This is a genomic window from Paenibacillus sp. HW567, from assembly GCF_000374185.1.
Classification (GTDB): Bacteria; Bacillota; Bacilli; order Paenibacillales; family Paenibacillaceae; genus Paenibacillus_AQ.
Map to the genome: position 1 here is coordinate 4,150,479 of NZ_KB910518.1, position 22,730 is coordinate 4,173,208.

The 22,730-nt window shown below is 53.2% G+C and carries 19 protein-coding genes and 1 riboswitch; of the genes, 3 read left to right on the forward strand and 16 right to left on the reverse strand.

What is annotated here, in order from left to right; genetic code table 11:
• Window positions 1-124: 124 nt before the first annotated feature.
• The 4 genes from spoVAE to B212_RS34600 form a co-directional block, all read right to left on the reverse strand.
• Window positions 125-475 carry a stage V sporulation protein AE gene (gene spoVAE / locus B212_RS0118785; protein WP_019912534.1) on the reverse strand — a complete coding sequence of 117 codons (351 nt, stop codon included), beginning with the start codon at window positions 473-475 and terminating at the stop codon, window positions 125-127.
• Window positions 472-1,506, reverse strand: coding sequence for a stage V sporulation protein AD (gene spoVAD, locus B212_RS0118790; protein WP_019912535.1), 1,035 nt, complete (start codon window positions 1,504-1,506; stop codon window positions 472-474). The genes spoVAE and spoVAD overlap by 4 nt, the downstream gene beginning before the upstream one ends.
• A gap of 3 nt (window positions 1,507-1,509) precedes the next feature.
• Window positions 1,510-1,959, reverse strand: coding sequence for a stage V sporulation protein AC (gene spoVAC / locus B212_RS0118795; protein ID WP_442950119.1), 450 nt, complete (start codon window positions 1,957-1,959; stop codon window positions 1,510-1,512).
• A 184-nt stretch (window positions 1,960-2,143) separates the two neighbouring features.
• Complete coding sequence (locus B212_RS34600; RefSeq protein ID WP_019912537.1) at window positions 2,144-2,311, reverse strand: hypothetical protein; 168 nt, start codon at window positions 2,309-2,311, stop codon at window positions 2,144-2,146.
• 151 nt (window positions 2,312-2,462) lie between these two features.
• Between B212_RS34600 and B212_RS0118805 the strand changes: the two genes are divergently transcribed.
• Window positions 2,463-3,536 carry a M42 family metallopeptidase gene (locus B212_RS0118805; protein WP_019912538.1) on the forward strand — a complete coding sequence of 358 codons (1,074 nt, stop codon included), beginning with the start codon at window positions 2,463-2,465 and terminating at the stop codon, window positions 3,534-3,536.
• Window positions 3,537-3,633: 97 nt separating this feature from the next.
• Here the strand turns inward: B212_RS0118805 and B212_RS0118810 are convergent, their stop codons facing one another.
• From B212_RS0118810 to B212_RS0118865, 12 genes are all read right to left on the reverse strand, one after another.
• Window positions 3,634-4,977, reverse strand: a complete 1,344-nt coding sequence (locus B212_RS0118810; RefSeq protein ID WP_019912539.1) for a GH1 family beta-glucosidase — start codon at window positions 4,975-4,977, stop codon at window positions 3,634-3,636.
• Window positions 4,978-5,283: 306 nt separating this feature from the next.
• Window positions 5,284-6,147 carry an aldo/keto reductase gene (locus B212_RS0118815; RefSeq protein ID WP_019912540.1) on the reverse strand — a complete coding sequence of 288 codons (864 nt, stop codon included), beginning with the start codon at window positions 6,145-6,147 and terminating at the stop codon, window positions 5,284-5,286.
• 269 nt (window positions 6,148-6,416) lie between these two features.
• On the reverse strand, window positions 6,417-6,731 hold the full coding sequence (locus tag B212_RS0118820; protein ID WP_019912541.1) for a DMT family transporter: 315 nt from the start codon (window positions 6,729-6,731) through the stop codon (window positions 6,417-6,419).
• Window position 6,732: 1 nt separating this feature from the next.
• A complete protein-coding gene (locus tag B212_RS0118825) occupies window positions 6,733-7,077 on the reverse strand; it encodes a DMT family transporter (RefSeq protein WP_019912542.1) in 345 nt (114 codons plus the stop codon).
• Between the two features lie 61 nt (window positions 7,078-7,138).
• Window positions 7,139-7,245: riboswitch (guanidine-I (ykkC/yxkD leader) on the reverse strand.
• A 101-nt stretch (window positions 7,246-7,346) separates the two neighbouring features.
• On the reverse strand, window positions 7,347-9,371 hold the full coding sequence (locus B212_RS0118830) for a beta-galactosidase (protein WP_019912543.1): 2,025 nt from the start codon (window positions 9,369-9,371) through the stop codon (window positions 7,347-7,349).
• Between the two features lie 292 nt (window positions 9,372-9,663).
• On the reverse strand, window positions 9,664-10,491 hold the full coding sequence (locus B212_RS0118835) for a carbohydrate ABC transporter permease (protein WP_019912544.1): 828 nt from the start codon (window positions 10,489-10,491) through the stop codon (window positions 9,664-9,666).
• Complete coding sequence (locus B212_RS0118840; RefSeq protein WP_019912545.1) at window positions 10,488-11,372, reverse strand: carbohydrate ABC transporter permease; 885 nt, start codon at window positions 11,370-11,372, stop codon at window positions 10,488-10,490. Before B212_RS0118840 ends, B212_RS0118835 begins: the two co-directional genes overlap by 4 nt.
• Window positions 11,373-11,473: 101 nt before the next feature.
• Entirely contained in the window at window positions 11,474-12,781 is a 1,308-nt protein-coding gene (locus B212_RS0118845) for an ABC transporter substrate-binding protein (RefSeq protein ID WP_019912546.1), read from the reverse strand.
• Window positions 12,782-12,860: 79 nt separating this feature from the next.
• A complete protein-coding gene (locus tag B212_RS0118850; protein ID WP_019912547.1) occupies window positions 12,861-13,946 on the reverse strand; it encodes a response regulator transcription factor in 1,086 nt (361 codons plus the stop codon).
• A gap of 1,022 nt (window positions 13,947-14,968) precedes the next feature.
• A complete protein-coding gene (locus B212_RS0118855; RefSeq protein ID WP_019912548.1) occupies window positions 14,969-16,729 on the reverse strand; it encodes a sensor histidine kinase in 1,761 nt (586 codons plus the stop codon).
• A gap of 202 nt (window positions 16,730-16,931) precedes the next feature.
• Window positions 16,932-18,290, reverse strand: coding sequence for a glycoside hydrolase family 30 protein (locus B212_RS0118860; protein ID WP_019912549.1), 1,359 nt, complete (start codon window positions 18,288-18,290; stop codon window positions 16,932-16,934).
• Between the two features lie 255 nt (window positions 18,291-18,545).
• Window positions 18,546-20,813: a glycoside hydrolase family 3 C-terminal domain-containing protein gene (locus B212_RS0118865; RefSeq protein WP_019912550.1), complete on the reverse strand. Its 2,268-nt coding sequence runs from the start codon at window positions 20,811-20,813 to the stop codon at window positions 18,546-18,548.
• Window positions 20,814-20,926: 113 nt separating this feature from the next.
• Here B212_RS0118865 and B212_RS0118870 point away from each other — a divergent pair, with 113 nt between their 5' ends.
• Both B212_RS0118870 and B212_RS0118875 read left to right on the forward strand, forming a co-directional pair.
• On the forward strand, window positions 20,927-22,198 hold the full coding sequence (locus B212_RS0118870; RefSeq protein WP_019912551.1) for a helix-turn-helix domain-containing protein: 1,272 nt from the start codon (window positions 20,927-20,929) through the stop codon (window positions 22,196-22,198).
• 114 nt (window positions 22,199-22,312) lie between these two features.
• On the forward strand, window positions 22,313-22,678 hold the full coding sequence (locus tag B212_RS0118875) for a hypothetical protein (protein WP_019912552.1): 366 nt from the start codon (window positions 22,313-22,315) through the stop codon (window positions 22,676-22,678).
• The last annotated feature ends 52 nt before the right edge of the window (window positions 22,679-22,730 follow it).

Below are 22,730 nucleotides of genomic sequence, written 5' to 3' on the forward strand. Positions count from 1 at the left end.
AATATTTCAACGAGAAATAAAGGGATGATTTATGGCGTAAAACAGATAAATCCTTATATTTTAAAAAAAGCCGCCTGACGGCGGCCTTCTTAATGAAACATACAGCGCAGCGGGACCGCTGCTTCTAGCCCTTGGGACGCACAACGAGTGCCGCCAGGAACGAGAACACAATAGCGGACGAAATTCCCGCACTGGTCACGTCAAAAATCCCTGTGACTACTCCAATCCAGCCGTCACGCTGCAGTTCGGTCAGCGCTCCGTGCACGAGGGAATTCCCGAAGCTCGTAATCGGGATGCTGGCGCCGGCGCCGGCAAATTTCACCAGCGGATCATATAGCCCGAAAGCGTCGGCAATCGCTCCCAGCACTACAAGCGTACTCATGGTATGGGCGGGTGTCAGCGCCAGCACATCAAACATCAACTGGCCGATGACACATATGGCCCCCCCGACCAGAAAGGCCCATAAATAAATCATGCCCCCTCACCTCCCATCTCCAGGGCCACGGCGTGAGCCACGCACGGAATGGTCTCCCCCTGCTGGTAAGACAAGGGTGACAGCAAAGCTCCGGTGGCGACCACCAGCACCCGCTTCAGTTCACCTTTCTTCATCCGCTTGAGAATATGCCCGTACGTCACTGTCGCAGAGCAGCCGCAGCCGCTCCCTCCGGCGATTACGAACTTCTGCTTATTAAGATCATAGATCAGCAGACCGCAGTCATGGAACGTTGTCTGCTCCATCGGAATGCCTTCCTTAGCTAACAGCTCCTTGGCAATCGGCAGGCCCACAGAAGCAAGGTCTCCGGTTACAATTAAATCGTAATATCCGGGAGATAAGCCCGTATCGCGGAAATGAGCGGTTATGGTATCCGCAGCCGCCGGAGCCATTGCAGCACCCATGTTAAAAGGGTCTTTAAGCCCAAGATCCATAATTCGGCCCATTGTCGCCATGACAACATGCGGTCCCTCCGAGGAGCCGTCATTACGTCCGACCACGGCGCATCCCGAGCCGGTCACAGTATATTGGGCGGTTGGAGGCTTCTGGGAGCCATATTCGGTTGGATAGCGAAACTGCTTCTCTACCGTACAGTTATGGCTGGACGTTCCCGCAAGCACATATTTGCCGCCGCCGGAATCCACGATCATCGAAGCGATAGCAAGACTCTCCATCGAAGTGGAGCAGGCTCCGAATACCCCCAAATAAGGCACACCCAATTGTCTGGCGGCGAAGGAGCTGCTGATAATCTGGTTCATCAAATCACCGCCGACAAAAAACTCCAGATTCTCCTCCTCCACCGCCGCATTGATCAGCGCGAGCTTTGCGGCTTTTTCGAAAAGAGCGCGCTCAGCCTTCTCCCACGTCTTCTCATCCATTTTCAATGAATCGTAAATAAAATCAAAATCGGAGGTCAGGGGCCCTTCCCCCTCCTCCGGCCCTACAACCGCAGATGAGCCGAGAATAACAGGGCGGGTCGTGTACTGCCAGGTCTGGCTGCCAAGCTGCTTCATAATTTAATGCGCACCTCCCCAGCCCATGATGGCAGACACAACGCCAACGACAAAAGCGGCAACCACCCCGAATACAATAACAGAGCCGGCCAGCTTGAACATATTCCCGCCGACTCCGAGCACCAGCCCTTCCGCACGGTGTTCGAGCGCTGCGGAGCACATGCTGTTGGCAAAGCCCGTAACGGGAACCGCAGTGCCTGCACCGCACCATTGAGCGATTTTGTCGTATACGCCAAAGCTGGTCAGGATCACGGAAATCAGGATCATCACGGCAACCGTCGGGCTTGCAGCTTGTTTGGAGGTCATATTAAAAATTGCCATAAAGGCCTCCTGGACACCTTGTCCGATCACACAGATCAGACCGCCCGACAGAAAAGCCCGGACACAGTTCTTGAATACAGGGCGGGAAGGGACGTAAGGCTTGGACAAATCTTCATAATCCTTCGGAGTCAAGGTGTCAAGCCGAAGCTTGACACCCGACTTTTTAGTTTTTGACGGCAAACGGGAACACCTCCTGAACAGGATGGGAAAGAGCCTCAAGCCTGTGCTTCAGCACAGATTGGTTCCCTTTCGGATTACTTTGTTAAAAGTTAATCTTATTGTTTGCCGTATGCCGCCGTGTTATGTCTCCCCCAGCTCAGGAAAAATACAGCAGTACAAAGATCAGCAGCAAGAACAGAACGATAATAAGCACAGCTTCCTGCTCCCGGCTGTACCGGCGGCGGTATCTCTGCATTCTGCGGACATGCACACTTCTGGAGAAGCCGTGTATTCCCGTCTTGGGCATGCTTTCTGCTCCCCTCATTCGCTTCGCTTCCTTTCCAGAGCCCCTGCAAGCAGGGCCACTATTGCATAGTATTCGCAGAGGTAGTGCCCAGTGTTCATTTTGCACCGGAATCATGGACAAGCAGGGCGACAATGTTCATACTAGTTGTTAGTAAAGGAGAGATATGTAAATGAATCCAGAAACACTCGACCTGTTCAAAACATTGACTGAATTCCCCTCAGCCCCTGGCTTCGAGCGCGAATTGCGTGCATACTTCAAGGATGCCTTGTCCCCTTACACCGATGAATTCGTACAAGACCGGCTGGGCAGCCTGTTCGGCGTGCTGCGCGGTGAAGACAATGGACCGAAGATTATGGTAGCCGGACATTTTGATGAAGTCGGATTTATGGTTACCGGCATTACGGACACTGGCATGATCCGGTTCCAGCCGCTGGGCGGCTGGCTTGGGGCAGCCGTTGCCTCACAACGGCTGCAGATCATCACGCCCAAAGGAACGCTCACCGGCGTTGTCGGCAGCACCCCCATTCATCTGATGAGCGACGAAGAGCGGAAACAGCCAAGCGACATCCGCAAAATGTACATTGACATCGGTGCGGACAGCCGTGAAGAAGCGCAAAGCTTCGGTGTGGCTCCGGGGCAGCAGATTGTGCCGATCTGCCCGTTCACCCCGCTGGCCAATCCGAAGAAGATTATGGCCAAGGCCTGGGACAACCGCTATGGCGTTGGACTCGCCATTGAGCTGGTTAAGGCGCTGCACGGCAAAAAATTGCCGAACACCGTCTTCGCCGGGGCTACCGTGCAGGAGGAAGTAGGAACACGCGGCGCGAAGACGTCGGCAAATCTGCTGCAGCCGGATATTTTCTTCGGCCTTGATGCCAGCGCCGCCGCCGACATGACCGGTGACCGCCAGGCCTTCGGCCATCTCGGTCAGGGTGCTCTGCTGCGCATCTTCGATCCGACGATGATCACTCACCGGGGACTGATCGAATATGTGCAGGATACGGCAGAGACCCACAAGATCAAATATCAGTATTTCGTCTCCCAGGGCGGGACGGATGCCGCCGCCGTGCATGTCAGCGGTATCGGCGTGCCGTCCGCAGTGATCGGCATCTGCTCGCGCTACATCCATACAGCCACCTCCATCATCCACAGCGATGATTATGCCGCTGCGAAGGAGCTGCTGATCAAGCTGGTGGAAGGGCTGGACCGCACCACCCTGCAGACGATACTGGAGAACAGCTAGACCCGGCTGCTGTACTCTTTGGAAGAAAAACGGGCGGATCAGGAATATACTTCCCGGTCCGCCCGTTTTTTATTGTGTTTGTAGTCCCTGCTTCTTTTTAAATATGAACGCCGTTGTTCTGAATCGTATCCTGATACCAATAGAAGCTGTCTTTCTTCGTTCTTGCCAGCGTAGTATAATCCACATGAATCAGACCGAAACGCATGGTGTAGCCATAAGCCCATTCAAAATTATCCATCAGCGACCAGGAATAATAGCCTTTGACCGGAATGCCCGAAGTTATGCAGCGCTCCAGTTGAATCAGATGCTTATGAATAAAATCAATCCGCTTCTGGTCCGCCACCACACCGTCCACCGGTCCGTCATTATAGCAGGCGCCATTCTCCGTAATATAAATCGGGATATCTCCATACAATTCATGAATGCGGCTGAGAACAGTGTAGAAGCCCTGCGGGTAGATCGGCCAGCCAATGTCCGTATGCTCGTACCCCACGTCAACTGTGCTAAGCTGCATCAATCCGGCTTCGCTGTCGTGGCGGGCCACAGTTCCGTTATAGTAGTTGATGCCCAGAATATCAATCGGCTCGCTGATCAGCGCCATGTCGCCTTCCTCTATATGCAGCTTCGCTCCGGCCGCCTCGAACCATTCCACCAGGAAGGACGGGTATTCGCCTTTGAATACCGGGTCCATGAACCATTCCAGGAACCAGCCGGTCTGCCGTCTGCAGGCTTCGATATCCTCCTGGCGGGTGCTGTATGGCTCCATCCAGGTCACATTCGGCGCGTAGCCGATTACGCCGTCAATCCCCAGCTCTCTGAATTTTCGTACCGCTCTGCCGTGGGCCACCATCAGGTGATGCGCTACGTCGAGGGCAGTCTGCAAATCTTTTTTGCCCGGGGCATGTTCGCCGTAGTAGTAAGAGAGAAAAGACGCGCACCAAGGCTCGTTTATCGTGTACCATTGTTTGATTTTGCCATGAAAGGCTCTGAACACCGTCTCGCAATATCCTTCAAAAGCATCAATGGTGCTGCGGTTGCTCCAGCCGCCCTGATCCTCCAGCGCCTGCGGCAAATCCCAATGGTAGAGCGTGCAGACAGGCTCAATGCCATTCTCCAGCAGCATATTGACGAAATCCTCATAATACGCCAGACCCTTCGGATTCACCTCGCCCGTTCCCTGCGGAAAAATACGCGGCCAGGCGATGGAGAACCGGTATGCCTTGATGCCCAGCTCTTTCATCAGCGCAATATCTTCAGGATAGCGGTGATAGCTGTCGCAAGCGGTATCGCCATTGTCGGCGTTAACAACCTTGCCCGGAATGCGGGAAAAGGTATCCCAGATCGAAAGCCCGCGTCCGTCCTCCTGGTAGGCACCCTCAATTTGATAGGCGGCTGTGGCGGCCCCCCAAGTGAAATCCTGCGGAAATTGAATCTTGGTCATACAATCAGTAACCTCCTGTTAATCTTGTTATTCTTGTTAGCATGAAGTGGAGAGCTTCCGCTGCTGCTGCAAGCCTACAAACATGTTATACAACAATTACTATATTATAAATTGCAAGATGGGACTTGGATACTTAATTTATTTTGTTATTTTATTTTTAGTTATAAAATCAAACTTAATCTAACATTATTGGCATGTCCATAACGGATCAGCAGGAATGCTGATGTTTATCACTCCGCGGCCGTTCCGGACCAAAATAAAAGGGCCGCCCCCGCGATGGGACAGCCCCTTCTACCCAAACCAATCTCAAAGCATATCCAGCGGCACCTTCCAGGAAGGCTGCGGAAAAGCATCATCGAGCCTCCAGCATTCCTCATTGCTAAGCCGGATCTTCGCCGCAGCCGCGTTCTCCGCAACATGCCGGCGGGTGGAGGCTTTGGGAATGGCAATCATATTGCCTTCACGGATACTCCAGGCCAGCATAACCTGCAGCGGAGTCGCTCCGTGGTTCCGGGCAATCTCCTGCACCGTTTCATTCTCGGCAAGCCCTTTGCGGAGCGTCCCGGCCTGTGCCAGCGGAGAATAGGCCATAACGGGAATGTTGTGGCTGCGCTGCCAAGGGAGCAGCTCATGCTCAATGCCTCTTGAGCCCAGGTGATAGAGGACCTGATTCGTGGCGCAATGGTCACCGCCAGGGATGTGCATCAGCTCCCGCATATCCTCCGTATCCAGGTTGGATACGCCCCAGCGGGCGATTTTACCGGAGGCTACCAGTTGCTCCATGCCCTCTACCGTCTCTTCAAGAGGAACGTTCCCCCGCCAGTGCAGCAGGTAGAGATCCAGATAATCCGTGCCGAGCCGCTTCAGGCTTGCTTCACAGCTACGGGTGAGCCGTTCTTTTCCCGCATTATGCGGATATACCTTGGAGACGAGAAACACCTCGTTGCGGATTCCCCGGATGGCCTCACCGACCAGCTCCTCGGAGCGCCCTTCCCCATACATTTCGGCGGTATCAATCAGTTGCAATCCTAATTCCACACCCAATCTGAGCGCGGCGATTTCTTCGGTCCGGCTGGCATCGCTGTCACCCATATTCCAGGTTCCCTGCCCGAGTCTCGGCACAGAGGTTCCATCCGGCAAGCGGGTAGCATCAGATATACTGGCATTCATTGGCGAAAGTCTCCTTCTACGATGGATTGGGTAACTTAATATACCTACCATATATACTTACCATGTTGCCTCCTCCGAAACATCGTACAAGTGTCCATTTTTTTAATTTAATTGTGATCACTTATTCCCAAGTCTTTGGACCTTGTTCGCAGCAATACTCATGGACAGCGTTCCGAGCATCAGGCTTCTGCCGCAGGCGAACAGTACATATTTCAACTATTGATCAACTGTCCAGAGACTAGTCCGGGGCTATACCTGTTCATAGATGTTCACCCTAATATCTTGAGGCCCACAGCCGATCCGAGAATCATTACGATACAAATAATCCGCCGTATGTCACGCCCTTCTCCATACAGCAGCATGCCCAGCACCGCTCCCCCGGAAGCGCCGATTCCTGTCCATACCGCATAAGCTGTCCCCATCGGCAGACTTTTCATCGCTTGTGACAGCAGCAGCAGACTGCCTCCGAAGCCCAGCAAGAACAAACTGAAGGTCTTCCAAGTGCGCCCGCTATTCAGCTTGCCGAGCATAGCCACCCCGAACATCTCGAAGCAGCCTGCGGCGATCAGCATTAGCCAAGCCATGTTATGACACCTCCTTCATCCGGGAATCTCCGGTAATAAGCTTGAGGCCAATAACCCCAGTCAGGAGCACCAATATTAGCACCAGCTTAGTCAGCTTGAACGGTTCGCCGAACCACAGCATATCTACAAGGACAGTACCCGCAGTGCCGAGTCCGACAAATACCGAATACACTGTACCTACAGGCAGCCTGGAGCTGGCAACGAAGATGGTATAGAAGCTGATTACAAGCGCCAGCTCCGTGATGATCCACTCCCAGGGAGCGGAAGCATGCTTCAATCCGGTTACCCACGCAACCTCCAGGCAGGCGGCCCCTGCGATTTTCATCCATGTACTGTTGTTCTTCATCTGCAAATCTCCTCCTCTTGTGCAAACAAATAAGCCCGGAAGGCCATCGTCTAATGACGATACCTCCCGGGCTTTTATCCCTCCGTGTAGACACGGAATATTGACTCCGTGCGTTTTCCCTCGGACCTGCCAGCCTGAAAGTGCTGCGGAACCCTAGAAAACTTAAAACAATTATTATGTTACATCGTATGTTAGCAAATTACGGAACGAAAGGCAACCCTTTTGTGGTTCGGGCGCATCCGGAGCTTATTCATTAACATGTCCAAAGCTTATTCATCAGCGCCCTCTGTTGCCGCATGTTCTTCCAGAATCACTAGTCCCCAAGCCGGTAGTTCAAGCTCGTCCCTCGGCGCGACTGTCCGTCCCGATAACAGCTCTTCCGCAGGACCATGCGGATACACAAGGGATTGCGGCGCGTCAGAGTAATTGAAGTAGTAACGCACCTTCCGGTTCTGCTGATTAATGCCTGTCTTGACGATCAGCGGAAAAGCCAGCTCCTGGTCGGCTCCCCATAATCCGGCCTCCTGCACAGCCGACTTCAGGATGCTGTCCGCCATCTTTCTGCCCGTCATGCAGCCGATATAGGTCGCAGTTCCCTGTCCGTAACGGTTACGCGTAACTGCGGCGTACTCGCCCCAGTGCGGGTGATCGTAGCGGAGCAGCACCTCCGCCGTCGTCGGCGTAATCAGCTCCATCCACGACTCCACATGATTGTCTTCTGCGCTGACCGCGGCGTGCTCACTCTTCAGCCGCACCTCATGCGGCGTTACGAACATGCTGTAGCCGATGCCGCAGGCCTCGCTGATGATGCCCGGCTGGACCGTTGTGCGCACCTTGATGACTTCGTCTGCGAATCCGCTTTTGAAGGTGTACACGGCATGTCCGCCCCGTCTCACGTATTCGTTCAGCCGCTCCAGGGCCTCGCCCTTGACCGCATACAGTGCCGGAACGATGATCAGACTGTATGCGGACAGACCGGGATCATCCGGCTGAATAAAATCGCATTCAATGTTCATCCGGTACAATCCGTCATACAGCCAGCGCACGACATCATTATAGCTCCGCCCGTCCGGCAGCTTGAACCACTCTAGGGCTGTCAGAGCTTCATTGCTGACCATCACCGCCACCTTGTTCGGCTTGCGCAGGCCATAAAGCTGCCCAGTTAAACGCGCAAAATCGCGGCCAACGGTGATCGCTTCGTTATACACCGGATTGGGCTGGAAATCATGGCTGAGCAGCCCTTTCCAATACGTCTCTATCGAATTGTGGATGGAGTGCCAATGCCAGTAGGCGACCATGTTCGCGCCAGAAGCGAGATGGCTGAAGGCCTGCAGCCGCAGTTGGCCCGGATAAGGCGTCCAGTTGGGAAAAGCCTGGGCCTGTGTCTCCAGCACCAGATAGTTGCTGCGCTTCAGGGAGCGGGTCATATCGCCGCCGAAGGCGATTTCCGTACCGGTCAGCTCATGCTGTGAGGGATGGTAAATATCTACACCGGCAATATCAAAAGCCTGGGCCGCGGCAAAGTGGTCCACGGACGGCTGTACCCCAAATGAATGCCCGCGCCATTCAAAATCAAAATTCTGCGTGACGAACTGTCCCGGCTGCTTGTACTCGTTCACCAGCGCAACCTGCCACGCGAGAAAATCCGTCACCAGCTTACGCTGAAAGCGGGCGAACTCCGCCCCCAGGCTGCCGTTAATGGTGCCTACTACCGAAGGGAAATCCTCCCAGCTATTGATCCGGTTGCTCCAGTAATCCAGCCCGAAGCGGCTGTTGATCTCCTCCAGCGTTCCGAAGGTCTCCCGCATATATTTGACGAACAGAAGCTGTACATTATCTCCGGCCGTGTCGTAATGCTTGGTCTCGTTGTCCGTCTGATAGCCGATCACCGCCGGATGCTTGCAGACCCGGCCGATCAGCTTGCGGATAATCCGCTCCGCATGGAACAGGTAGGCTCCACTCGTAATGTCCATAATCTGCCGCGCACCGTACTTCCCCGGTCCCTTTGGCGTTACAGCCAGAACATCCGGGTACTCCTTGACCAGCCAGGTGGGAACCGCATAAGTCGGTGTTCCCACAATCACCGCAATCCCCGCAGCGTGCATTGCATCCAGCACCCGGTCAACGGAGGTAAAGTCGAATACGCCATTCTGCGGCTCATGCGTGCTCCAGGTGGATTCGGCAATGCGGACCGTATTGATGCCCGCCGCCTTCATCATGGCGATATCCTCGTCCAGCCTCTCGTAAGGCATATATTCGTCGTAATATGCTACGCCGTAGCGAAGTGTAGTCATCTTTTTTCTTTTCCTCCCTTGTGTATTCTCTTATCATTGTTCTTATCTTTGTTCTTGTCATTATAATTCTCACCCACCCATATAAGGCGAACTTTAAAATAAAAAAATAGGGTAGAAGTACGGAGGGGACGTTTGGAACTGTAGGAGCGTAGCGTCCGCCTTTATGTTTCGATTTCTACCGCAAATCGCGGTTACAATCAGGAAATCCAAACATAACAGCGGCCGAAAGTCCAAACAGTCCCCGCAGTACGACTCAACCCTATTCATAATCTTTTGAAGTTTATCTTATAACTCAACCTTTAATTGCGCCCTCAGCAATCCCCTGCATAATAAACTTCTGGAAGAAGCCGTAGATGATAATTACAGGAAGCGCCGTCAGCACCAATGCCGCCAGAATAAGCGACCATTCCTTGTTATACTCCCCGAAGAGTGTGTTCGTCGATAGAATCAGAGTGTATTTGTTGGAATCTGTAAGCATCAGCAGCGGCAGCAGGAAGTCATTCCAGATCCACAGAAAATCAAGAATCGCAATCGTGACCGTAATCGGCACCAGCAGCGGGAAGATAATCCGGAAAAAAGTCTGGAACTCGCCGCAGCCGTCAATGCGCGCCGCTTCCTCCAGCTCGCGGGGAATGGATTTCACAAATCCATGATACAGGAATATCGCCATATTCACACCAAGGCCGATATAGATCAGGGCCAAGCCGTAGGTGCTGCCGCTGACATGCAGCGTTTTGGCCATCCGGGTCAGCGGAATCATGATCGAATGGAACGGCACCAGCATCGAAGCGATGAACAGCGAGAAGATTGCAGCACTCAGCTTGCCGGAGGTCCGGGACAGCTTGTAGCCGGCCAGGGCCGCGCAGAAGATGATGCCGCCGATGCCGATCACGGATACAATCACGGAGTTCAACGTGCTGTGCAGCAGGTTGATTTTGTCAAAGGCCTGGCTGTAGTTCTCAAAATGCAGCTTGGTTGGCAGCGCCATGAAGGAGGTGAACATCTCGCCTTGGGTTTTCACAGAATTAATGATCGCCAGATAGATCGGGAAAAAGGAGATGACCGCGCCGATACAGAGAAACAGCGTGATGAATAGCGAAGCCCCTTTTCTTAGTCTCATGCTTCCACCTCTTTTCGTTTCATGACACCAATCTGGATGAAGGTGAAGAGCAGGATAATCACGAACAGAATAACCGATTTGGCGCTGGCATAGCCGTAACGGAAGTTGTTGGAGAACGCCTCTTCATAAATATTCATTGTGATTACCTGCGTGCTGCGTCCCGGACCGCCGCCGGTCAAGCCATACACCGCCTCGAACACCTTGAACGCTCCGTTAAGCGTAAGGAAGAAGCAGATGGTCACCGCATGCGTAATCATCGGCAGCGTCACCTTGCGGAAGGTCTGGAACGGGCTTGCGCCGTCAATGACAGCGGCTTCCTTAAGACTTTGCGGCACACCCTGCAAGGCGGCCAGATATATAATCATCATATAGCCGACACCATTCCACAGCGATACGATTATGATCGAATAGAAGGATACCTTAGGATCTCCGATCCACAGTTGATCCAGGAAGGACATGGCTGTTTTTTCGGCAATTTGCGGCAGCACTTGAGAGAACACGAAGGTCCACATGAAGGCGCTGATAATGGTACTGATCATATTTGGCATGAAGAAAATGGTACGGAAGAACCCTTTGGTCCGGGTCTTCGTCTCAATGAACACAGCAAGCACAAGCGCGAATACATTTTGCAGAACGATCATGAATAACACATATTTCAGCGTAAACAACAGAGAATTGACGAAATCCGGGTCATCACGCAGCGCTTCAATGAAGTTGCCGAGGCCAATGAAGGAATAGTTGGGATTCAGTCCATTCCAGTCTGTAAAGCTGTAATACATACCGCCAACTGTCGGAATCAGCAGAAACAATAAGTAGATGATAAATGCGGGCGCGACGAAAGCAAGCAGTGAAAGAACATTTTTGTATCTCTTAATCGGCACAGTAACCGCTCCTCTCCCTCTATGATGTGGGCAGCAGCAAACAGGGATGGATGAAGCTGGGGTATCCCACTGTTCTTCCATCCCTGGCAGCCTGCCGCAGCTTATTTGTTAACTTTGTTGTAGGACTTCCAGGCTTTGTCGAGCGCCTTCAGAACGTCATCCTGCGACATTTGTCCGGCATAATACGCCTGCAGTCCCTTGCCCACTTCATCCTTGACCGATTGCGGAATTGCCGGGTCCTGCACGGATTTGCCCGCTTTTACATAAGTGGTAGCCTCAGTGATCCAAGGATAGCTTTCATAGGTGTGAACGGTGGATACCGGGTTGAATTTGAGCGCTTGGAAAAAGGCATTGGAGGCCTGGTCGTCCAGCACATAGTTCAGGAAATCAAGCGCAACTTCTTTGTTCTTGCTGGTTGGCGATACGGCTAGCGAAGTCGAAGCGCTGAGATTGATCAAGGTCGCATTGGCATCATCGTTGATTGGCAGCGGAGCTACGCCGAAGTCCAGATCAGGATTCGATTTCAGGATCGTTTCAGCATACCAAGGACCCATCAGCCACATAGCTCCCTTGCCTGCTGCAAAGGCTGCCGCGCCATCATCGCCGCCGACCTCGGTGGCTTTTTCCGTACCGTTCGCGTTGATCAGATCGAACACGTCGAAGATTGCCGATTTCATCTCTGTAAAGGAGCCTTCATCCTTGTTCATTTTGTTCACGAAATCAGGATCTTTGGTTTTCATCATCCCGCCCACGGCAAGCGGCAGCACGAGCTGCGGAATCCAGGACTCTTTATAGGAGAGCACGAATGGGGTGATCTTTTTGGCCTTGAGCTTCTCGATGACCGTCTTCATCTCTGTCAGCGTTGTCGGCGGAGTCAGTCCCTGCTCGCTGAAAATTTTCTTGTTGTACAGATATCCCCAGGACAGAGTTTCCAGCGGCAGCGCTACAACCTTGCCGTCTGTAGTGGTCACTGAAGGCTTAACGCTCTCAAGGAGCTTGCCGACAAACGGCTGGCTGCTCAGATCCTCCAAATATCCGGCTTTATAGTAGGATGGGATTTCGTTAACGGCATGAATGGCAAAAATATCAGGCGCATCATTGGAAGCAAGCCGTGTCTTCAGAATCTGTGAGGCGTTGTCCGCCGTAGGCATTTCGAGCTGCACGGAGACGTCGATGTTCTTGTCCGCTTTTTCCTTCTTCACAAACTCGGCAATATAGTTATCGTATTGCTCCTTGAAGCGGGGCTGTGCGATGAACATTTTGAGTGTTACACTTTTGGCGGCAGCGCTGCCGCTGCCTGTACTTTCTCCGGTTGGAGCAGCTCCGTTACTGCCGCTGTTGCTGCTGCAGCCTGCAAGCAGAGTAGCGGCGAGGAACGTGCAGAGTAGACCTTTATTCATCTTTTTCATGATGTAAGACCTCCCAATGTCTATGTTTTGTTTACGCTTTCATTGTACCTTGATTATGAAAGCGTTTAATTGGACGGAATTACCCTTCGGAGTTGGACATTTTTAAACTGGCATTCTGCTTGCGCATTTCACCCGGAGCGACGCCGTAATGCTTTTTGAATACTCTGTAGAAATATCCTACATCCTCGTACCCGGCAAGCTCGGCAACCGTCTTGATTGGAATATTCTCATCGGCCAGCCATTCCTTTGCCTTATCCATACGCAACCCGAGAATGTAGTCCGTAACGTTGCAGCCGTATTCCAGCTTGAACACCTTGCTTAGATATTCCTTGCTGACAAAAAAAGCCCGGGCCAGCCCCTCCAGCGTCACCGCCTCGGCAAAATGTCCGTCGATATACTGCCTCACCTCATCAAGGTTCAGCTTATTCTTGAACTTGCGCTGCCCGATCAGCAGTTCAAGACTGCCCCCATAGAGTGCCTTCAGATACGCCTCGACATCCGCTGCTGAAGCCAGTGCATCATGAGATATTTCGGCCTTCAGCAGCTCATCCTCCAGCCGGTTCCCCCGCATTAGCTCCTTCAACAGCAGCAGCATCTCGCTGGCCGCCTGCCGGAATGCCGCAGATCCTTTGGCTCCCCCAAGCTCCAGCTCTCTGCGTATCCCTGCCAGAACCAAATTAACCCCCTCGGTGTTCAATTCATTGAAGTGCACCCGCATCAACTGCTTGTAGGAGGAGAGGCACAGCGACACCTCAATATCCAGCGCGTATGCACGTTGTCCCCGCTCCGCCTCCTCCAGCTCTCTCCGGCATTTATCCAGCACAGCGTTCAGCTCCTTAGGGTCAATCGGCTTCAGCAAATAATCCACCGCACCGTACCGGATGGCATTCTGGGCATAATTGAAATCATCATAACCGCTGACCACGATGACCTTGATCTCAGGGTATTCCGCATGAAGATTGTTCATCAGCATGACGCCATCCGCGCCGGGCATGCGCATGTCGGTAATAACGATCTGCGGGGACAGCTCCTCTGTCAGGCGCAGCGCCTCCCGTCCGTCCTCGGCTTCGCCGGCAATCTCCATCCCATGCTCCTCCCAGGAGCCGAACGTCCGCACTATATCCCGGTTCCAGCTCTCATCATCCACCAGCAGCACTTTTATCATGGCGATCATCCTTTCGGGGGTATGTGGATTGAGATTGGGAGTTCTCTATTACGGGTGCGGTCGTGACTACGTGGAATGTTTGGACTTCCGGCCGCTGTTATGGTTGGATTTCCTGATTTTAAACCGCTATTCGCGGTAGAAATCCAACCCTAAAGGCGGTCGCGTTCGCTCCTCCAGTTCCAAACTTCCACTCCGCCACTCTCCCCGTATTTAAAAATCCACAATCTCAATTTTTGGTTTGTTATTTATAATGGGTACGGTCGGGACTGCGTGGAATGTTTGGACTTCCGGCCGCTGTTATGGTTGGATTTCCTGATTTTAAGCCGCTATTCGCGGTAGAAATCCAACCCTAAAGGCGGACGCGTTCGCTCCTCCAGTTCCAAACTTCCACTCCGCCACTCTCCCCGTATTTATAGATCCACAATCTCAATTTTGGTTTGTTATTTATAATGGGTGCGGTCGGGTCTGCGTGGAATGTTTGGACTTCCGGCCGCTGTTATGGTTGGATTTCCTGATTTGAACCGCTATTCGCGGTAGAAATCCAACCCTAAAGGCGGTCGCGTTCGCTCCTCCAGTTCCAAACTTCCACTCCGCCACTCTCCCCGTATTTAAAAATCCACAATCTCAATTTTTGGTTTGTTATTTATAATGGGTACGGTCGTGACTGCGTGGAATGTTTGGACTTCCGGCCGCTGTTATGGTTGGATTTCCTGATTTGAACCGCTATTCGCGGTAGAAATCCAACCCTAAAGGCGGTCGCGTTCGCTCCTCCAGTTCCAAACTTCCACTCCGACACTCTCCCCGTATTTAAAAATCCACAATCTCAATTTTTGGTTTGTTATTTATAATGGGTACGGTCGTGACTGCGTGGAATGTTTGGACTTCCGGCCGCTGTTATGGTTGGATTTCCTGATTTTAAACCGCTATTCGCGGTAGAAATCCAACCCTAAAGGCGGACGCGTTCGCTCTTCCAGTTCCAAACTTCCACTCCGACACTCTCCCCGTATTTAAAATCCACAATCTCAACTATAGGGAATTCTAACAGTGACCGTGGTTCCCCGGCCTTCACTGCTCTCGGCGGAGATGCCGTAGCTGCCGCCGAAATGCAGATGAATCCGCGATGCGACATTGCTCAGCCCGATCCGCTCGCCATGCGTCCACAAATCTCCGCTGCGTTTCTTAAGCCTGCGTTGCAGCTCGGCAAGCTTGTCCGGCTCAATACCCACGCCGTTGTCATGGATGACAATGACCGTGTCCTCACCGTCGCGGCTCACTTGGACCTCCAGCTCCCACGGGCCTTCCTTACGCTCCAGGCCATGAAAAAAAGCATTCTCCACAATAGGCTGCAGGCTAAGCTTCGGAATTAAGCTGTTCAGCGTTCCTTCATCCACCTGGAGCGCATAGTCCAGCCGGGCAGCGAAGCGCTGCTGCTGAATTTGCATGTAGTTGTTCAAATGGTTCAGCTCCGCCCGCAGCGGCGCAAGATCCTCCGGCTCACGGATGATATAACGGAACATATCGCTTAGCGAGCGCAGCACGCCGTAGCTTTCCGCCGGACTGTTCTTGAACAGCATGCTGCCAATCATCTGGAGCGTATTTTGCAGAAAATGCGGGTTAATCTGCGCCTGTAGCGCCTTAAGCTCGCTGCTCTTCTTTTCAAGACTGATCATATACTCGGTGCGGATATGCTCACGGATGCGGTGCGACATTTGGTCCAGCTTTGTCTCCAAGAGGCCGATCTCATCCACACGGTTGCTATGACGCACCCCCCGCTCCTTCATCATGCCGAAGCCCTGAATGGAGCGGGCAAGACTAACGATTGGCGTAGCCAGCCGCCAGGCGAGAATGACGGCAAGCAGGACCGCCACACCTATAGAGACAGCGCCTACGATCAAACCGAAGTTCATGGTCGCCATTGCACTTTGGTTAATGAAGCTGTCAGGGATAACGGTGACCAGCTTGAGTCCCACGGGATCAATGGTATTGTAGAACACATATTCATGGTCGCTGCGAAAATACCCCTGGCTCTCACCGGTGTCAGCGATTCGGGACAAGGTCCCGGAAGCGGGATCGCTGCCCCAGGGCTGGTACAGCACCTTGCCGTCAGCTCCCGCAATAAATACCGTATGATCGTTCCCCCTGCCCAGGAGGTTCAGCGTCTGATCAAGCATCCCCCAGCGGATTGCCAGCGAAATGCCGCCGAGCTTCTCCTGATTCTCAAAACGGTTAATGCTGCGGATAAGCTGAAACTTGCTTCCATCCCTGCTGTCCGTGGTGATCATGAAATCCTTGTCCTGATCGAACAACTGCTTGTAGGGAGCCGGAACAACTGCCGGTGACCGGATATCACTCCTTGAGGCGTTGACCGTGAACAGCTTATTGTAATCCTTCAAATACAGCTCCACTCCGACCACATGATTCCCGGCGGAGTAGAACAGATTCGTCAAGGTGTCGATAATATTCCGCTGTGCAGTGAACTGGCTGGACAGATTAGTCTCTCCCGCGCTTGCCAGATAATCGCTTAGGTGCGGACTGATCATTACCGTGTAGATCAGATTATTAAGCTGGGCGAACTGGTCGCCCAAATAAACGCCTGTCCATTTCATATTGGAAAGATTCGTATTAATGACTTCGGTCTCCATGGAGCGGCGGCTGTTCTCGGCGGCAAGCCCCGTTATCGCCACAATAGGCAGGGTGGCCAGCAGAATCATCGTCAGAATGAGCTTATTGCGGATACTGCGCCGGAAAGGACCGGACAGCTTCATCATCCATTTGGCATACATAACACGCCCCAGCCTCCTTGTTCCTCATGCCGTAGTTTACCCAAGGCAGATCAGATTAATATAGACAGAACCGGTCACGCCTTCCTTCGAAAGAAACCGTTTCCTTTTGCTAAGTATAGAAGGATAGCTTGCAGCGTGCAGCATATTTGCAGTAAAAAACTAACGCCCCGCAAACCGGACGTTAGTTCTATGAGAAAATTGTCTATTCACCAAGCACAAAGGTGTGGAACGATTCCGCTTCAAGCGGAAGGGAATACTGATCTGATCCGCTGCCTAAATGCAGCATCCGGACTTCTTTGTAAGGATTGGAAATAACGAGCACCCTTTCGCCCTCCGGCGTGCGGAACGCTACGGCATGTCCGCTCCACGGCCCCCGTATTCCCGCTCTTACCGAACCCGGAGAAGCGAAACGGGAGAAATGCTTCATTACATAGTACTCTGGATTGTGAATGACTTGCTTCGCTGAGGGGTCGATGGTCAGCATGGAGTTCTGCTCCCAGCCCCAGGTGCTTCGCCCTTTCGGCTCAAGTGCCATATTCCAGTAGATATAGGCATTTACGCCGTTCATGAAATAATGCTGATACAGACCAAAAATATACTTGGCGTAAAACCAGGTGTTCTCGCCGTCGCCGCATTCATTCTCCGTCTGCATGTACCGCAGCTCGGGATAGCTCTGCACCGTCCGCTGGATCGCATGCTTGCCGGCCCACTGATACCCAACGCCCTTGACGTACTTGTAGGCCCCGGGATCACCCAGCACCACCCCGGCAAAAGCATCATGATCGCTCGATTTCTTCTTCAGCCATTCATCCCACGGCTCCGGGGCGTTGATCGTACCCAGCCAGATTTCCGTCTCCAGTCCATGCTCTTCAAAGGCCGGTCCAAGATAATCGCGGATAAAAATCTTTAGCTGCTCACCGGTCCACACACAGGACGGGAATTTCTGATCGGCAACCACTTCATTCTGTACATGCACCTGGTGAATGGTGATCCCCTCTGCCCGGTAGGCCTCCACGAACTTCACGAAGTACAGCGCGTAAGCGGCAAGAATCTCCGGCTCCCAGCGGAGCGTTCCGTAATTATAAGCCTTTGGAAACTTCATCCACGTCGGAGGGCTCCAGGGAGATGCGAATAATCTAAGCTCCGGGTTCAGCGCCAGAGCTTCCTTGATATAAGGAATCAGCAGCTTCCGGTCACGTTCAATAGAGAAATGCTCCATGGCGTAATCGCCATCCGTTTCGTTCAAGCTATACCAGTCCAGCGCGTAATCGCTGGCTCCAATGGGCAGACGGCAAATGCTGAACCGCTGCTCTCCCTCGGGATGGAACAAGCTATACATCACTTTGGCCCGTTCATCATCCGGCAGATGACCCAGCGCGGCAAACCCAAGTTCATTGAAGCACCCGCCAAAGCCTTCCAGCGTTTGATAAGTATCGCCTGTAAACGTCAGATTCGCCGCCGCAGTGTTCTCTGCTCCGGCAGCTTGCGGCTCCGGCACTTCACGTTCAGTCCAGGGCGCCTGCTCCGTGCTGGAGAACCATTTAAGCTTAAGATTAGACATAATCTGAAACCTCCATTGCTGTGTTTTTTTATAATTGTATTGCTCCATCAATTGATATGAAAACAAATGCCGAATGGTTGCGCTTTCATTATAACTTGAGATTGAGATCAGGTGAATTGGACAATCCGGCAATTAGGGATTGGACTATTTTAACCTTGTACATCGGCGAATAAAAACAAAAGCAGCAATCCGCAAATGGGAATCGCTGCTTTTGCATTAACTAATCAGAAAATACGGCCAATTTTATAGGAAAATTCACTTCGCTACCAGCGCGTTCATCTCCCGCAGATCCTGAGCCAAATCCGCCTCGGTATATTTGCCCTGTCCAAAGCCGATCATCGCACGCAGCGGCATGTATTTCATCATCGCAATGAACATGTCCGGGTTGTCCTCCATAGCACCCTCCAGCCCAAAAATGCTGCTGTATTTCTTCGCCTTCTCTGCCGTAAGCGGGTTGTCCAGCAGGTCGCCGACTGTTGTGTTGCGGTGGAAGTGCACTGCAATTTCAGTGCTGGAGCTCACCTCAAGCGAAGCGCTCAGCCGGATATCGCGTGAAGAGGACCCGACAGAAAGCTGGAAGCCTCCGCTCTCCACATGCCAATCGCCAAGCTCCACGTTGTAATAAGCAAAGGACCGTTTATCAAGTGTAAAAGAAACCTCGCGTGCTTCCCCCGGCTGCAGCTCCACCTTCTGGAAGCCCTTCAGCTCCTGCAGCGGACGGATGACACTGCTCTCTACATCGCTGACATAGAGCTGTACGATTTCCCGGCCGGTCCGGCTGCCGGTATTCTTCACGGTTACGCTGACATTCACGGATTCCGAATCGTTGATGCTGGTTGTATCCAGCTTCAGCCCGCTGTACTCGAACTCCGTGTAGCTCAGACCGAAGCCGAACGGGAACAGCGGCTCTATTTCTTTTTTATCATAATAGCGGTAGCCCACGAACAAGCCTTCCTTGTACTCTACCTTGTCGCCTTCGCCCGGGAAATTCAGGAATGACGGATTATCGCTCAGCTTCACCGGGAATGTCTCAGCCAGCTTGCCGCTTGGACTCACCTCGCCGAAGAGCAGATCGGCAACCGCGCCGCCGAAGGCCTGACCGCCCAGATAGCCCTCCAGAATCGCTTGGGTCTTGCCGATCCAGGGCATAATCACGGGAGAGCCGTTGCTCAGCACGACGATAACCTTCTCCTGAACCTCAGCAACCGCGCCGATCAGTGCGATATGGCTCTCCGGCAGCGACAAATGGCTGCGGTCATAGCCCTCCGACTCATAGCGGTCCGGCAGGCCGAGGAACAGTATGGCCGCATCCGCTTTGGCCGCTGTTTCCCGCGCTTCCTGCAGCAGCGCCTCATTGATCCCATCGCTGTCAAGCTCATAGCCCTGCGCGTACAGGAAGCTTGCAGCATCTCCCGCCACCGCTTGCAGCTCGGCAAAAGCATCATCCAGCTTGGTTGGATTGACGTGCGAGCTGCCCCCGCCCTGATAACGCGGCTTTTTGGCGAACTCACCGATGACAGCCAGCGTGCCTGCTTTGGCAAGCGGCAGGATATGGTCCTCGTTCTTAAGCAGCACCATGCTCTCCCGGGCCACTTCGCGGGCCAGACGGTGATGCTGCTCAAGATCAACGGCTGCCTGCTCCCGGCGGTGCTCCACACTCTTGAAAACATAGGACAACACCCGCTCAACAGCCAGGTCCAGCGTTTCCATGGACAGCTCGCCGCTGTTCACCGCAGCTACGATCTTGGCGTCGCCGATGCCGCCGCTGGACGGCATTTCCAGCTCCAGTCCGGCCTGCAGCGCCTTTACCCGCTCATTGACCGCCCCCCAGTCAGATACCACGAAACCTTCAAAACCCCATTCATCGCGGAGAATCCGGGTCAGCAGTGTTTCGCTCTCCGAAGCGTATTCGCCATTAACACGGTTGTAAGAGCACATGACACTCCACGGCTGACTCATCTTCACAGCCCCTTCAAAGCTCGCCAGATAAATTTCCCGCAGCGTGCGTTCATCAATGACAGCGTCCGTAGACATGCGGCGGTGCTCCTGGTTATTGGCGGCAAAATGCTTCAGCGACGTACCCACGCCCTGGCTCTGCACACCCTTGATATGATTCGCGGCCATTTCAGAGGACAAATAAGGATCTTCGGAAAAATATTCGAAATTGCGCCCGTTCAGCGGTGAGCGCTTGATGTTTGCGCCTGGTCCAAGCAGAATCGACACATTCTCTGCCTGGCATTCTCTGCCCAGCGCTTCGCCTACCCGGCCGATCAGCTCCCGGTTCCAGGTAGAAGCCAGTCCTGCCGCAGAGGGAAAACAGGTAGCCGGCACACTGTTATGGAGTCCAAGATGGTCTGCGCTCTCTGCCTGCTTGCGCAGGCCATGCGGACCGTCCGTGACCATCAGCGAGGGAATACCCAGCCGTTCTATGCCTTTGGTATGCCAGAAATCCAGCCCGGAGCAGAGCCCGGCTTTCTCTTCAAGCGTCATTTGCGAAATCAGGTTGTGAATGTCAGTTGTCATCATGGTCCTCCTTGGAAGTGCTTACTTTTCTTCATTCTAATATACTTCTCCAGAGATTTATGGCATTATCATTGTATATTTGGTATTTTCATTGGATGGGAGCTACAGAACCAATGCTTGATAATATAGCGAAAAAGGAAAGAATACCGTATATCTGCAGACTAATACTCGAGTCCTGCCGGGTTCCGGCGGTTTGGCTGGATGCAGAGGGCGAAGTCAAGGGATTGCTGCCGCAGCCGTTCGAGGACCGGCCTCCGGCTGAAGGCGGCAAAGGGCTGCTTGCCGAAATAACGGAGCTCCTTCAAGCCAACCCTATCAGCAACCATGAACCGGGAGCAGCCCTTCCACTGATCCACACTACAGCTTACCTGGAAAATTTCATCGTACTCCCGCTTGCCGGTGAGCTGAAGCAGTCCGGGGCCATCATCGTCGGGCCTTCATTGTTCGCCCCCTTCACCGGTGAAAGCGCGGCAAGCCTGCTGCACGACCATAACCTTCCGGCGGGAAGGCAGGAAGGCTGGCTGCGTTATTACCAAGGGCTGCCCGTGATAGACCGGATGCGGCTCTATCATGCCGCGATGCTGCTGCATACGCTAGTTACAGGCCAAGCCTTGTCCCTCAGCGAGCTGCTGCAAGACCAGGCCTCTCCGCCCTTGCCGCTTCCGGAGGAAGGAAGTGATCTTAATCTGTCTTACCGGCGCGAAAACACCTGGCTGCACCATGACCCGATGCTGGAGCGTGAGCTGTTCCGGCACATCCGTAATGGAAATAAAGATGAACTGCTGCGGACCCAGGCTACCTTTTCCGAAGAGAAGTTCGGACGGCTCTCCAAGAAAAGCCAGCTTCGCAGCAAAAAGAACCTCGCCGTCTCCTCCATTACGCTTGCAACCCGCGCGGCGATTGAAGGAGGGCTGTTCTGGGAAATTGCCTATACACTGAGTGACTTCCATATCCAGCACATCGAGGAGCTGACAGATATTCCGGCTGTGGACCGTGCCCAGCTTGCCGCACTCTGCGATTTTGCCGATCATGTGAAGAATAACCGCAGCTCCAAGCTCTCCCGCACATCCGCGCTGTGCCAGAATTATATTTTTAACCATCTGTATGAGGAGCTTACGCTGAGCACGCTCGCCGGAGTCGCCGGACTTAACGCCAGCTATCTGTCCCAGCAGTTCAAGAAGGAGAACGGCATTGCTGTCAGCGATTACATTCAGCGGGAACGGATTGAGGAGGCCAAACGCCTGATGGAGCTGCCGGGCATCACTCTGTCGGATATCGCCACCCGGCTCCACTTCAACGACCAGAGCTATTTTACCAAAGTGTTCAAAAAATATACCGGCAGGACGCCAAAAGAGTTCCGGCAGGACCGGAGCATCACCTTCTAAGGAGCAGCAGCTCAGAATGCCCCAAGGCTTCAATAATATGGTACAATTCTATAGAACGGATGAGAGCTTTATACGGTGTAATTCGAAGAAGATAAACTTTTAGGAGTGATACTATTGGGCATTGGCATCATTTTTATTGGAGTGATTGTCTACATCGTCGTTCAAGCTGTTGTAAAAGATAACGGCAACAAAAAACGCAGAAACGGAAGGTACAGGAATGATTCCGCAGACAGTTTTTTCTATACCGGTGCCGGAATGGATTTCACTCCGGACGACAACCACAAGCCGCACTCCGGCAATCATCATCATGATGGAAACAACGGGCATCACGGCCACAGCAGTGGCGGCAGCAGTTGGGGCAGCGGTCACGGCGGTCACAGCCACGGCGGTCATGACAGCGGCGGCTTTGGCGGCGGGGGTCATGATGGGGGCGGTTCTGGCGGCGGGGATTCCGGCGGGGGCGGCGGAGGCGGAGATTAAATCCGCAGCAAAATGCCCCGTATTCTCTGAATAATCTGAGGGTACGGGGCAC